General features: G+C 32.0%; 8 protein-coding genes and 3 tRNA genes. 9 read left to right on the top strand and 2 right to left on the bottom strand.

Going from position 1 to position 14,585, the window contains the following annotated elements; all coding sequences use genetic code 11:
* Positions 1-816: 816 nt before the first annotated feature.
* Both IUY40_RS04430 and IUY40_RS04425 read right to left on the bottom strand, forming a co-directional pair.
* Positions 817-2,076, bottom strand: coding sequence for an SWIM zinc finger family protein (locus IUY40_RS04430; protein ID WP_229335374.1), 1,260 nt, complete (start codon positions 2,074-2,076; stop codon positions 817-819).
* Positions 2,077-2,081: 5 nt separating this feature from the next.
* Positions 2,082-5,174 (bottom strand): DUF6493 family protein, encoded by a 3,093-nt coding sequence (locus tag IUY40_RS04425; protein ID WP_195735663.1) that lies wholly within the window; start codon positions 5,172-5,174, stop codon positions 2,082-2,084.
* Positions 5,175-6,092: 918 nt separating this feature from the next.
* On the opposite strand from IUY40_RS04425, the gene IUY40_RS04420 reads away from it, so the two are divergent.
* The 9 genes from IUY40_RS04420 (at position 6,093) to IUY40_RS04380 (ending at position 14,577) form a co-directional block, all read left to right on the top strand.
* Positions 6,093-6,163 (top strand) — tRNA-OTHER (locus tag IUY40_RS04420).
* Positions 6,164-6,185: 22 nt separating this feature from the next.
* A tRNA-Asp gene (locus IUY40_RS04415) sits at positions 6,186-6,258 on the top strand.
* A gap of 1,042 nt (positions 6,259-7,300) precedes the next feature.
* Positions 7,301-8,398 carry a slipin family protein gene (locus IUY40_RS04410; protein ID WP_195735662.1) on the top strand — a complete coding sequence of 366 codons (1,098 nt, stop codon included), beginning with the start codon at positions 7,301-7,303 and terminating at the stop codon, positions 8,396-8,398.
* A 39-nt stretch (positions 8,399-8,437) separates the two neighbouring features.
* Positions 8,438-8,983: a 3'-5' exonuclease gene (locus tag IUY40_RS04405; protein WP_195735661.1), complete on the top strand. Its 546-nt coding sequence runs from the start codon at positions 8,438-8,440 to the stop codon at positions 8,981-8,983.
* 371 nt (positions 8,984-9,354) lie between these two features.
* A tRNA-OTHER gene (locus IUY40_RS04400) sits at positions 9,355-9,471 on the top strand.
* Between the two features lie 237 nt (positions 9,472-9,708).
* Positions 9,709-11,949 (top strand): hypothetical protein, encoded by a 2,241-nt coding sequence (locus IUY40_RS04395; RefSeq protein WP_195735660.1) that lies wholly within the window; start codon positions 9,709-9,711, stop codon positions 11,947-11,949.
* A 135-nt stretch (positions 11,950-12,084) separates the two neighbouring features.
* Entirely contained in the window at positions 12,085-12,711 is a 627-nt protein-coding gene (locus IUY40_RS04390; RefSeq protein WP_195735659.1) for a hypothetical protein, read from the top strand.
* A 35-nt stretch (positions 12,712-12,746) separates the two neighbouring features.
* Entirely contained in the window at positions 12,747-13,877 is a 1,131-nt protein-coding gene (locus IUY40_RS04385) for an AAA family ATPase (RefSeq protein WP_195735658.1), read from the top strand.
* A 1-nt stretch (position 13,878) separates the two neighbouring features.
* Positions 13,879-14,577, top strand: coding sequence for a hypothetical protein (locus tag IUY40_RS04380; RefSeq protein ID WP_195735657.1), 699 nt, complete (start codon positions 13,879-13,881; stop codon positions 14,575-14,577).
* The last annotated feature ends 8 nt before the right edge of the window (positions 14,578-14,585 follow it).

Raw genomic sequence — 14,585 nt, 5'->3', positions numbered from 1 at the left:
AGCAATAGAATAATTGTTTTTTTTAATAGTTAAGAGCATTATGAAATATGACCTAATTTAGCTACAGATGGAATTCCTTTTTCAAAGAGCTAATCAGCCATCCTACATATTCCTGTCATCAAATTGATAGTACTACTCAATAAAAGTTGTTGGTAATTTTTTTATACATTTTCCTGATATTTTATTTTATATAAAAATCGTCCGTATGTACAAATATATAAATTATTCTTGTTAAGTTTTTGTAATAAATTAAACAATTGTGTTTAAATACTTACTTATTTATAGAAAATAAAAAATAAATTTAAAAAAGTAATTATTAAAAACTATAGGATTTATATTTTGATGAACCATTTTATAGTATTTTATTCTATTTTACAAAATAAATAGTACTTATGAAATCATATAGAGAATAGAGTATCATCGATTTTTTTGATACATTTAAATGAGATTTGTATTGTGTGGGGAGGTTTTGTTGAATTGATAATTTACTAACAAATACAATTTAAAGGGATTAAATGTACTGGATTTTAAAAGTTAGATTTATAATTAATTTGAAACTGTACTGAAAACGGTTTAAGTGTTTAAAAATGACTTGGTTTTATGGAAAAAAAAGTCATTTTTTTAAGGTGTCTCCCTTTCTTTTTATAAAACTACCTCAAAAGGAATGTCTAATTTTTTGAGGCAGTTCAAAATCTGAATGCTTTTGTTTCATATTTCTCTTGTTCTTATGGCGTTATTTTAAAGCTATTACGAAATTGTCATTTTAACTCCCAATATATGCTTGCAAATACCTCTTTTGCCTTGATAGGCGGTAAACTAGTTGCAAGTACATCTTTGGCTTGCTCCTTCGATAATTACTTTGTGTATCACGCCAGAACCTTTTACTTTGGCTTCGATATAATCGGCTCTGCGTTCTACGATTTCAATGTCTTCATTATCGATTAACTTTTTAGCATTTTTAAGCCTTGGGTTTAAAGACAAAATACGTTCAGTTTTAAAAGGAAGACGTCGGTAAAAATGTGCTTTTTCGCTTAAATCATAACCTAATAATCCCATTGACGATAAATTAGAAGTTAGATTATCCATAGTGCCAAAATCGATATCATTTTCGATAGAAAGCATGGTGGGATCAAAAGTTTCATTCGATTTTAGTAAACTGTTCAATCCGTAAACCCATTCTATTGGTAAGTTTTCGGTCATGGTTTCGAGAACATTTCCTTCGCCCGAAAATCCGCGGTAGGAATCGGGAGAAAAAGCCATTAATAACTGCATTTTTCCAAATTCAGAAACTATGGCACACGTTTGTTTATCCGAAGATTCGTAGATATAAATTTTGTCTACAATTGCCAGAATTCCTTCTAATAATCGCAAACGTTGCACGCCACCAATTCGAACGCTGTCGTTTGTGGCCAGTGTTGAGAACATAAATTTCCCAGCTCTTTTGGTGATAAAAAAATCTCCTTTTACGCTTCCCTTTGGCAAACTTTGGAATAACTGAATGGTCTGAATTTTATTCAATTCATATTTAACATCCATATCGGCAAGATAAAGCTGTACACTTGTTAAGCCTTTAATCCATCGCATGGGTAAAGTCACTTTCTTTTCGGTCACTTTAGCTTTGGTAGTAATTACCTGTACTTCTTGCTGACCAACGGCAAGAGTTACTTTTTCGTTTTTTTGGATGGCATTTAAAGCATTCAGCATTGGGTCATTAAAATCGACATTGGTTGTTCCGTTGGCAATAAATTCGCCATCAATAGCTTCGGGTTTCATATCCAATCGTACATATACTCCGTTGCATGACGAAAATCCTTCAAAACGCAATCTTTCTGCTCCCGCTGATACAATTGGATCACGAAGGCTTGGAGGAACTGGGCCAAAACTAGAACGAACCACTTTGGCAATCGTGCTCCAGCATTTTGCAGTAACATAAGGATCGGTTAAACTACCCCAAAAAAAGCAAGGTATATTATTAACTTCTTCAATTTCGGTTTGATGAGCCAAAACCAAATTATTGATTCCTTTGGTTTTACTATAAGTTGAAATTCCTTTATAATTATATTCTAAATCAGTCATTTTCTTTATTTTAAAATTTGCTTAATCAATGATTTAAGCGAAGCATTATCTTTCCATTGCTCAAAGAAAACAGTTGCTTTAGGCGATGGCTTTTGATTTGTTTTGGTTAAAACATCAAGATAGTTTTCGACGATTTTTTTGAAGCTCGTTGGTAATTTGTCTTTTAGATCAAGATTTTCAAAAAAGGAATTAAACAACTTCAGTAAAGCATCGTTATGCAATGGAGAAACATCTTTTATGGCAATTAATCCATCAACCATTCGTAAGAATACGCCATATTTTTCAGTTGCTAAGAAAGCCAGTTTCTGAGCAAATACTTCCATATTAATCGTTTGTTTTTCGACCAGATTAATCAAAACTTCAGAAGCCATTAATCGGATATCTTTCTTTTCCTGAAAGAAGCAGCAAGCATATAAAAGCAAAGAAGTGTTTGAAAATGTAAACTCAGGACGATTTATAATATCCAGAAAACCTTTTAAATCAGGTTTTGCTCCATCGCCAGTACCACAATTTTGCAATAGCGTTATAGCAAGTGCATCATCATTTTGTGGCGTTAAACTATGCCAATAATAGGTGTTTCCCGCCGAATTGAGTAAATAACCCCAACTATTTGGTCGCTGATATATATCTAAACTATACAATAAATAATTTGGAATTTTTGAATAATTGGGCATGTCAAATCGTAGTTCGTACCAAGATGGTGTTCTTACTTTTTCTTTGGTTTTGTAATCAACCCATTCATTCCATTTTTCTTTAAATCTAATCTGAGGTTCAAATGGAGAAACCACAAAAGGAACTTCTTTTAAATACGTATTTTCAAATTCGGTGAAAGTATTATTTGGATAAAATGTTCTTGCAGCTACTGCCCAAAGAGATAGTATTCCCGTTTCTTTGTTTGCTTTACCCATTGTTGCCAATAGTTTTGAAAATAGCGATTCGGAACCTAAATTTATTTTTTCATTTACTCCCAAACAAAAAGATAACAACTCTTTAAGTTCTCCTTCTATTTTATCTAATAACGGAATGGCACTTTCGATATTTTCTCTAGGCATTCTCGAAATAGCAATACTTAAATCCAGTAAATCTATTTCTTCATTTGTATTTTGGTAGGCAATAAGACGTTCTAATAAAACTTTTGGAGCAACCCAATACGGTTTATGACTAGGAAAAGAGAGTAGTGGCAAAGCCGAATTTTCATTTATTTTTTGCTGTACTTTATGCAGCACCGATTGCATTAATAACAGCGTATTTATTTTAGAATAGTGTTTATGTTTGCCCTCGAATTTACTTTCGATGTTTATAATTTTTTCGATCAAAAATGTTTTTATAAAATCCTTGTGTACACTTTCAAAATAGCTCTTTTGCAGTTGTTTTAAATAAGGTTGTAATTGTGCTGAATAATCAGATGGGAACAAGTCTCTCTGCATGATATATACGTTCAAAAGAATTTCAGCATCCAGTATTTCTTCTGAACCGATGAAGTTTCCAAACTGAAACACAACGTCATTCCAATCAGTAGGAAGCTGTACTTCTTCGATAAGTAAAGCTTCTTTTTTAGGATCAAATATATATTCTTCCTGATCTGCGTCGTCAATAATTAATGCATCATCGTCTAGAAATTTACTTAAGCCTGTTTTAATATTACCTTGCATTAATGTTACGTAAGAAGATAATTTTTCTTTAAGAACAGTATCTTTTTCGGTAGCAATTTTTACAATAATCTTGCTCGCTCGTTCTTGCAAAGCCAAATCAGCGATTACAAAAACATCGGCTATAATTGGCGTAATAGTTTTGTTAAGCTTAGGATTCGATTTATTTATTTTTTCTAAAATTGGTAATACACTTTTAATGGCAGCTTTGCAATCGCTTCGCATCATTAAAGGTTCTAACCATTCAAAAAAAGATTTGGTTTTGAATTTCGGATGTTCGTACATTTTTTTAACCAACTCGATTCCGTAACTTGTTATTGGCGGATAGGTATTATGTAAATAAGAAAAAATGTTTTCTTGATGAATAATGAGTTCATCAGCGGTTACATTAAATTCTTCAATTCTTTTTCTGAAAAAAGATTTCAGGTTATTGTTCCATTCTTTGGTTTGAATCAGGATGGCATTTTCGATAAAGAAATTACGATCCATTTTTTTGTCGTCTAATAACGACTTATATATAATGCTCCAAGTACTGAACTTATCAAATTCTTGAGTATCATTATCTCTGAAAGAACTATTGTGAAGAATCGTTTCATAATTAAACAATTCAGGGATATCTCTTTGATAGGTTATTTTGTCATTTAATGAATTAGCAATGAATTTTCGAGTTTTCATCTTTGCATGCCATTCATGAGTTGCCGCTAGAGTTAAAGCATATAATTCGGGATTAAATGCTATTAAATCCTGTTCTTCAAGTTTTCGCAGCGTATGATAATTAAAACGAACCCAGTCTTGTTTTTTTATTTTGTCTAAAATAAAAGTTTCCAGCCAGTTGGGTTTTGCCCATAATAAAACATCTAAAATTTGACTTTTTTCATTGATTTCGTTAAGTAAACTAAAAGCTTCATCCCAGGAATTAATGTCTGTTTTATCAAATAATGCAATAGCACTTAATGTAATGATATCACTTTGTATTTTATCTCCACGGGTTCCCCATCCGTAATCATGTTTGCCTTTTTTTACGTAATCTGGATCTTTAGACAATTCAGTGTACGTCATCCAATAGCGCTTGTTTTTCTTGATGTGCTTTTTTAAGGCTTCAATATTTCCTTTTGATTTCTCTTGGAGGAAAGGCAATATTAAATCAATGTTTTTAGATTTTATAATGGCATCGTATTCTTGTAAAATTAGATCAGCATTTGCGCTTTTGGCTGTTTTTGGTTTTGAAGCTATTGTGACATCACCAGTTTCTGAGTATCCTTTTTTTTCTTTTTCGGCTACTAATTTTTCGGCGGTTTTTAAACAGGCATCATTTGTTTCAAAACTTTTTGTTTGGGATGTACCACTGGTTCCATTTTTTCCATAAGTAACAGTGTATTCTAATCCTGTAACTTCAATTTGCCAAAATTTATCGGAATTCCCATCTATGTATTTTAGGTGTTTTTTCATGCTATTATATGAACTGAATTGATAAAGAATCTTATAATTAGATATTTTAAAAATATGGAATTATTCTGATGTAAACTAAAAAAATAAGTGAGATTATTGGTCGCTATTTTTGATAGAATGATAAATGTTTCAGGATTAATTACATAGGATTCTTTAATTATATTAATAAAAGACTTACATTTGCCCTCGAAATGAAAATAAAGAATCTACATATTAATCTGTCAGTAAGACAAAATAGCGATCGTTTAGAGGGATTTTACCCTGCTAAAGGCTATGGATGTGATATGTATTTTATAGAATTGAAATGTAAATTGTAGTTTCAAATTCAACATAAAAATATAAAAGCGTCCTGATATCGGGGCGCTTTTTTTGTTTATGTCACACTGAACGAAGTCGAAGTGAGACAAAAATGTGGTTCAGTGAGACGATAATTGAACTGAAAATAACTTTTAAATAAAAATAATTAAAAAAATAAAGGATAAAATGTTTAATGATTAAACCTAATAGCGAAATATAATCTTGAAAAGTAATCTGATGAGAGACAGTCATTTGATAGAATTAAGGATCTGCTTATGTAAGCGGACAGGGATTTCTATGATTTCAAATAAGAGTTAATTAGCTGATTGTCAATAAAATAAAATTAAAAATGATTTGGATAATTGATTTTTTAGACTTTATCTTTGCCAAAGAAAATCTGGAAAACGAATTTCTAATAATGACAATGATTTCAATATATAATACAACACATAAAATGAATTTCACTCATAACATACATTACAAACAATTACTAAACCCGAGTTTCGATCTTGGATTTATTACAATACAGGTGCATTGATACAGGCAATAGGATACGTATATCTTATCAAATCTTATGAAGCACCTTTAATCGGGTGCTTTTTTTATGCCCAAAAATTAAATGATTTTGTATTTCAATTGGTAGAAGGGAGGTTAATTAACCTTGAATGAAGGTTCGAGCCCTTCCAAAATCACAAGTGTTCTCTAGAAGGAACAGGCTCATTGGGGTTACTGGCTAACCTTCCCGACTGTCTCTCGGGAGAAACGGGTTCGACTCCCGTATGAGCCGCTATTTTTTTTGAAGGTTCTCGAAGGTTCAAAGACGCAGAGTTCCGATAGCTATCGGAACAAAGATTTTAAAACTTAGCGACTTGGTGACTTTGCGAGAAAATAATTTTGCACATTATAATTTATTAATCTCTCGCAGAGACGCAAAGAAAAAACGAAGTGGTTTTGTGCTTTGGTTGCATTTTTCAAGAGTTTAAAAGTCTCTTTTTAGATGCTAAATAAAAAAGTTTTTTAGTTTCTAATTATCTACGCAGAATAGTTGCGCAGTATGATTTGAATATTTGCTCAAGAAATAAAATACGTTCTTTTAAATAAAGTAAATAAAGAAATTATAGGCAAGATGGTTTATGGTTTTAAAAATATCAAACGGGTCTTGTTGCGTGTTTCTGTATAGCACCATTGTAGAGAACTTTTCGCGAAAGCGTATTATGTTTTTCTATGCAACTTGATTTGGAGGTTTTGATTGTTTTCCAAAAAACGATCTCCTCTATCGGTCGTGGGTTCGACTCCCACTCACAGCAATGTGATAGTTCAGTCAGGTAGAACAATAGAAAGCTGCAGGTTCGAATCCTGCGCCGGATTCAGATTCGGATGGACGATTGGTAAGTCAACAGACTCAAAATCTGTGTTTAGAGCGCATCACTCTTAAAAAGATGCATAGCCAAAGAAAACTGATTTGTCTTTGTCTGTGAAGCTAGGATTGTAAGATTCAAAATTTCGCACTCACGATAAAACCAGTGCGAACAGCAATGTATTTTGAAATACTCGTTTTCTTTTCGATTTGATTGTTTGAGTGATTTTTTTAGAATTTAGAATCGCTTTTACAAAACAGAATCGCAAAACAATTGGAGTAAACAAACAACAAACTATTTGCCCGTTTTTCTCGGAGGAGAGAGACAATGAAGTTTTTTTATTTAGAGATATGAAGATGAGAGAAGGAAGAGAATAGAAGCAAGAGAATAGATTTAAGAAAATAGAAAATATAACTAAGTTTTTACTGGTTGGAAAACATGAAACCAAAAAAACCTTAAACAAAAATAAAAATGATAAATAGAATTAAAATTAATGCATACCAAGTGGGTTTGGTATTCGAGAACGGAAAATTAGTTAAGGTATTAGAAGATGGTTTGAATTGGGTTTTTGGAAATAAAAATGTGATGATGTACGATATGAATGTACCATTTCAGGCACCATATGAGTTGAACATATTATTGCAAAACGAAGCATTGGCTTCTATGCTTGAAATAGTTGAGGTTGCCGATAACGAAATTGCATTGCAATTTGTAAACGGTAACTTTAAAGAAGTTTTAACCGCAGGCAGATATGCTTTCTGGAAAGGGGTTGTGAAAAATGAATTTACTAAAATAGATTTATCTAAAATTTATATCACCGAAAATATTCCAATGAATTTATTGGAGAACGCAAGATTGAGGTTGTACATAAGAAAATTCATTGTTGCCAGTAATGATAAAGCATTGTTATTTGTTAACGGAGCCTTTACAACCGAATTAAGAGCTGGAACTCATTATTTTTGGAATAATGCGATTACAATCGAAGTAAAAACAGTTGATGCTAGACAGCAACATGTTGAGATTTCTGGTCAGGAGTTATTAACGAAAGACAAAGCAGGATTGAGAATTAATTTCTTTGTGAGATACCAAGTTATTGATATCATGAAAGCTTTGGTAGATAATAAAGACTTTGAAAAACAATTATATGTTGCCATGCAATTAGCTTTGAGAGCATTTGTAGGTGGTTTAACTTTGGATGAATTGTTAGCTAAAAAAGATACGATTGCAGAAAACATTTTAGATGAAGTAACAACTAAGATAAATGAATTAGGATTGGTAATTTCTGATGCAGGTATTCGAGATGTAATCTTGCCAGGAGATATGAAAGAAATCATGAATCAGGTTTTGGTTGCTGAGAAAAAAGCACAAGCCAATAGCATTATGCGAAGAGAGGAAACTGCGGCAACAAGAAGCTTGTTAAATACAGCCAAATTGATGGAAGAAAACGAGATGTTATGGAAATTGAAAGAAATGGAATATGTGGAGAAAATCGCTGATAAGATTGGAGAAATTACCATTTCTGGGAGCGGAAACGTCATTGGTCAATTGAAGGAAATCTTCGTGAAATAAGACTCTTTTAAATGAAAGAGAAATTTAAAATATTAAAAAATGAAAACTACAGATAAAATTATTATCATAGATTTAGAAGCCACGTGTTGGCAAGGCGATGTCCCGAAAGGACAACAAAACGAAATTATTGAAATCGGATTAGCAGTCTTGGATTCCCAAACAGGAATGATTACTAAAAATCAAGGAATTTTGATAAAACCCCAACGCTCCAGTGTGAGTCCGTTTTGTACAGAATTAACGACCATCACTCAGGATTTACTGGATAAAAATGGAGTAAGTTTTGAAGAAGCGATTGAAAAATTGACAGATGAGTATCAACCCGATTTATATACTTGGGCAAGTTACGGTCAGTACGACCTTAATATGCTTAAAAAACAATGTAGGTTGTTTGGTGTTCCATATCCAATGGGAGAGGAGCACATTAATGTGAAAGTTCATTTTGCAGAGAAATTCGGTTTACAAAAGCCAACGGGAATGAATGGTGCTTTGCATTTATTGAATATTCCGTTAGAAGGAACACATCACCGAGGTATTGATGATGCAAAGAATATCGCTAAAATTTTGCATTGGTGTTTGCATAATTAAAAGAATGCTATGTCATGCATTAAATAAGAAAACCACGAATTTACTATTCGTGGTTTTACAAAAAAATAGTAGACTTTTAATTAGTTTTGGATTATAATGCAAAGGTAAGAATGATTAAATGTTGAATGTAATGACTTAGAACCAGTGTTTTATATGCTTGAATGGCTTTTTTTATACAAAATGAAAACTATTTTATAAAAAACATTCCACTACGCAGAATAATTGCGCACTATAATTTGAATATTTGCTTAAGAAATAAAAATACGTTCTTTTAAATAAAACAAATGAATTAATCAGGTCAAGTTAAAGTTACTTCAATAACCATTCAAGATATACTTTAATAATTATCGATTAATACATTTATAAAATATGGGGCAGTAGCTCAGCGGTAGAGCAGGTAGTTTTGAAATTATCCTTAAAAGGTCAATCTTAACTTACTTCTCGCATTGTTAACGCCCGTGTCGTGGGTTCGAATCCCATCTGCTCCACAAAATTAAGGTCAAGTGTTTCTTACTTCAAAAATCTTTTAGGTAGAACCAGAAACACAATTATCTAATTATTAAAAAATGAGGGTCAAGATTAACTTACTTCTGGGGAAACCCACCAAACTGTCACTTTGTATAGTTAATCGATTATCCTCGAATTTAAGGTCAAGTGTTTCTTACTTCAAAAATCTTTTAGGTAGAACTAGAAACACAATTATCTAAATTTTTAAAATTTAAAAAATGAAAACAAAAGAATTATTAAAAATAAGTTTGCGTCAGAGCGCAATTTTCATTCCAACAGAATTAATTGCGAATGATGTTAAAAAAATATCAGGAACAACATTGGTTTTAGCAGCTAATGTTTCAAAACTCGGATTCACTTTTTCGGAATCGTTATTACATGCTTTAAATGATGTAAATCCGAATTATAAAATTGAAGTTTTAGATGTTTTAAAAGACGTTTTGGGAACCAATAAAAACTGGACTCCATTGGTTAAAGAATGGAATGTTCCTACTGGAGAATCTGTTTCAGATCATACTGCGACTTTGTTTGCTAATCTTTTTAAATCTAGTAACGGAATCACTTTGCAGTGCGGACATATAATTCCTAATGATACTTTTCCTTTAGAAAGATATAATGGTTGCCCTTTTTGCGGAACTCCATTTGAATTTGGAAAAATTGAAAACTACGGACAAGGAAGTAAATTGAAAGTTCTTGAGTTATGGTCAGAAAAAGAGTTGAATGATTTATTTTCATCTATGTTAATATCCAAAACTGCTTTGGATGCAACTCAAATAGAAAGTTTAAAAGGTTTGATTACTTATTTGCCATTGCCAGATGTTGCCATTGCAATGAAAGAGACCTTGATGCTTGTTATCGATGAATTAATCGAACAAGATCAAGCCGAAAAAGCAGCGCAATACTTTAAAACTCCAACAGATATTTTGAGATATTTATGGTATAAGAAAACTAATTTATTGCAAATTATTGATCCAAAAACAATCATTCAAAGAGTTGAAAAAAACAATCAGCATTTGGTTAGTTTTTTGGATAATAGCGCACAATCAAAGTTGGCTGCTAAAGAAAACCTGAAACTTAAATATTCCAGAAAAGAATGTTTGATGGTTGCCAATTGGTTGAATAATCTTGAAATGAGTGCTGATGCTGCTTGCGAAATCATGCACCCAAAAAGAGGAATGTGGGTTCGTTTTATACGAGCATTGCGTTTGCCAGAATATAGCAAAAGAAAAGGCTTTGAAAAATTAGCTGTTTTATTAGATGCTTTCTATAACCAGACTTATGAAGTTTGGCAAGGAAACCTGAATCACTTTCGATTGAAATTAGATGCAGATAAAACTTTTGCTTTGCTAAAACAACGACCAGGATTATTTGCTCGTTCGTTATTTTCGAATATGCTTTGGTTTGGAGCCGATGAAACGATTGTACATTTTAATGAAATTATTGATAAAGTCCCAGCACGTTTGGTTTTTACTTTGAATATGTACGCTCAAAATTATTTTGATAAAACAATTCAAAGAAGTGTGAAACCATTAGGTGGAACTACTAAAAGAATTGAACCAAATCGATTGTTGTCATTGTATACCGATGAACAATTGGATGCAATGAAAAAGCAAATCGAGGATATGTGTATCTTGGCAATGAAGAAGAGATTTGCTGCTGTTGCAAATGATAATAAGACAATTTATATAGATCCACAATTGTTTAATATCCCTGTTGCGATAGGAGATAGAAGCGAAAACATTCAGGATTTACCAGTTGCTTTAATGGGAACACGTTTCCCAATAGAAGGTAACGAAGTACGATTGTTTATGCAATGGGGTAAAGATTTACCAGCACAACATCTGGATATGGATTTAAGTTGCCATATTGCTTATAAAGATAGTACCGATATTTGTTCTTTTAGCAGATTAGAAACCACAGGATGTAAGCATAGTGGAGATATAAGAAGTATTCCGAATAAAATTGGTACGGCTGAATATATCAACATCAACATTGATGAATTGGCTAAAGCCAATGCCAAGTTTGTAACTTTTACTTGTAATGCGTATAGTAACGGAAGTATTACTCCGAATTTAATCGTAGGTTGGATGAATAGTAAACACCCAATGAAAATATCCGAAAGAACAGGAGTTGCTTATGATCCATCTTGTGTAGATCATCAGGTAAGAGTGACACAAAATGTTACTAAAGGTTTAGTTTTTGGAGTTTTGGATGTAGCTAAAAGAGAAATTATTTGGTTAGAGATGACTTTTGGAGGTCAAGTAGTTCAAGGATTAGATTATAAAGGTGTAAAAGCATTATTGTCTAAACTGAACAGTAAATTAAATATAGGAAGTTTGTTAGTTCTTAAAGCCGAAGCGCAAGGTTTGGAAATTGTAGAAACAACAGATGCCGATGAGGTTTACGATGCAAATTGGGCAATTAATTCGGCTGCAGTTACTCAATTATTAATAGATTAAAAAACAGAAAACCACGAATGTACTATTCGTGGTTTTTACTTTTGTTTTTATAAGTGAGAGGATTTAATTATATATTTACGGACTTAAGATTTTACTTCATAATTAGTTTTAAAAGTAAGAAACTAACTCAATAGCATGGATACCACAAAAACACCTTTTTTAGATACTATTTATCATCTCAGAACAATTGAACAGGTTATCTTGTATGATAAAGTAATTACCGTTTCTAAAGAAGAAGAGACAGATGCTGTTTTATTTCTGGAAACCGAATATGAGAGGGAAATTTTAGATTATCCAGGCATTGCTCCAGAGTTTAATTCTCTTGCTGCTTTGTGGGCATCCAAAACGGTATATCTAGCTGCACAACTATTATTATATAGAGAGCACAATAGTAATGATTTGGTGATGCTTTTGCCTGATTATAAGGGAAAAATAGATGCTTCGGCAATACTTTCAGCAGATATTTGTTTGCGTTTTTTACCTCAGATTATTATGGAACTGAAAAGAATAGATCCTGATGATTTGATTATTCCTATTCTTGAAAAATATTTATTTCAGTTTCATTATTCGGCCGTTGGATTTGAGGTTGATATAGAAAAAATAGATTTTGAGATTCTTGCTACAAATAATTGTTTGCAACAACTTTATATAGACCGAATTGTACAGAGAAAAGCAATAAAATTTACCGAATCCGATTTTATAAAAAAACAATTAGAAATAGGATTTGGGGATTATAGAAAAATCTTTTGGGCACAATTATAAAATTATACGAATAAAATAAAAATAGAAGTAAGTAAATGAAAACTACCGATAAATTAAATATTGTTTTAAAGCACATTAAAGACACTTTTGTTGGAAAGAATGAAATTATAGATTTGTTAGGAATCGGACTATTGGCAAGAGAAAATGCCTTTTTATTAGGTCCTCCGGGAACGGCAAAAAGTGCAATTATCAGAGCATTATCTAATGGAATTGAAGGCGGGAAAAACTTCGAATATCTTTTGACTCGTTTTACTGAACCTAATGAAATTTTTGGACCTTTTGATATTCGTAAACTTAAAGAAGGGGAATTAATAACAAATACAGAAGGTATGATGCCAGAGGCTTCGATGGTATTTCTCGATGAGATTTTTAATGCAAACTCGGCAATTCTGAACAGTTTATTAATGGCTTTGAACGAAAAGATATTTCGTCGTGGTAAAGAAACTAAAAAACTTCCTGCACTTATGTTTGTGGGAGCAAGTAATGTTTTGCCAGAGGATGAATCACTAAATGCGTTGTTAGACCGTTTTTTAATTCGAATAAAATGTGATTACGTTGAACCAGATTTATTACACGAAGTATTATTGGCAGGATGGAAATTAGAAAGTGATGCAGCTAAAGAAGCACCAACAATTTCGGCTGACGAAATTAGAGAACTGCAACAACTTTGTCGCAAGGTGGATTTAACTCCAATTCGAAATGAATACGTAGATATTATTCATAGCCTTAGAAATACAGGTATAAAAGTATCAGACAGACGTGCAGTAAAACTTCAGAATCTTATTGCTGCAAGTGCTTTAATGTGTGGTAGGAGTGAGGCAGTTTTATCTGATTTATGGGTTTTAAAATACATTTGGGATAATGAAGAACAGATTGAAATTCTAGAAGGAATAATTAATCAGATTATCGAAAAAGATACTTCTGATTCGGCTCATCCGCAAGCTTTGTATAACAAAACTCCTGATGCCGAAAGTGTGATGAAAGAAGTGAATTACCTAACTGAAAAATGGCAAGATGAAAATCTTTCTTTTGAAGAGCAAAATGTAATAAAAGATAAATTACGATATATTCAAACCCGTTGCGATTGGATTAAAGATGCAGAAAAGAAAAAATATATTCAGGATCATATAGAATCGTTGTGGCAAAAAATACTTCAAACTATTTAATATGTATTTTTTAGAAATTAAAAAAGAACACAACCATTTTTTGGGATCAATCAGGCATTGGGATAATCTAAAAGTGGCTTTTGAAACTGATACAATCTGGATTAAAGATTTTTCTTTGGAGCAAATTGATGCAGCCGAAATTCAGCAAATTCCATACAAAACGATATATGAATTAAAGGACAATTTGTTGTTTGAAAAAGGAAAGCTTTTGCCTTCAAGAAAATTGCCTTCAGGATTATTGTGGACTCCAATTTTGCGCGCATTGCCTGTTTCTTTGCCTAAGTTTAATCATAACTTTTTTGGAATAGACCAAAAGCTTAAAATAGTTTTAAAACCTTCTGAAGATATAAAAGAGGCTTTTGCTTTGCTAGTAGATTACGATGAGTTGAAGTTGTATATAGAGTCGGCTCCAAAATATAGATTAGAACCTTTGCAATGGGTAGTTATAGATAAAAGCGCCTTAATTATTGGGAATCCTTTATTGCCAATACAAGGCAGTACATATTGGGTTGATAATAACTTTTTAATTCCAACAGGATATAATTTTGAATGGTTTGCTTTGACCAAAACACTTCAGGAAAAATTAAATCCGTCAGAAGAAAATATAATACTCTGGAATACCGATAATAGTTATTCAATTATTCCAAAAACACATATAAAACAACTTTCAATAAGTTCATTTCGCTTAACTTTTTCATAAATTAAAAA

This window comes from Flavobacterium sp. ALJ2, from assembly GCF_015594725.1.
Taxonomy (GTDB): domain Bacteria; phylum Bacteroidota; class Bacteroidia; order Flavobacteriales; family Flavobacteriaceae; genus Flavobacterium.
This window is presented reverse-complemented; position numbering and strand designations above follow the sequence as displayed.

Coding starts and splice junctions, on each gene's coding strand:
- IUY40_RS04430 (WP_229335374.1), bottom strand. CDS start 2,076: ATGACTGATTTAGAATATAATTATAAAGGAATTTCAACTTATAGTAAA.
- IUY40_RS04425 (WP_195735663.1), bottom strand. CDS start 5,174: ATGAAAAAACACCTAAAATACATAGATGGGAATTCCGATAAATTTTGG.
- IUY40_RS04410 (WP_195735662.1), top strand. CDS start 7,301: ATGATAAATAGAATTAAAATTAATGCATACCAAGTGGGTTTGGTATTC.
- IUY40_RS04405 (WP_195735661.1), top strand. CDS start 8,438: ATGAAAACTACAGATAAAATTATTATCATAGATTTAGAAGCCACGTGT.
- IUY40_RS04395 (WP_195735660.1), top strand. CDS start 9,709: ATGAAAACAAAAGAATTATTAAAAATAAGTTTGCGTCAGAGCGCAATT.
- IUY40_RS04390 (WP_195735659.1), top strand. CDS start 12,085: ATGGATACCACAAAAACACCTTTTTTAGATACTATTTATCATCTCAGA.
- IUY40_RS04385 (WP_195735658.1), top strand. CDS start 12,747: ATGAAAACTACCGATAAATTAAATATTGTTTTAAAGCACATTAAAGAC.
- IUY40_RS04380 (WP_195735657.1), top strand. CDS start 13,879: ATGTATTTTTTAGAAATTAAAAAAGAACACAACCATTTTTTGGGATCA.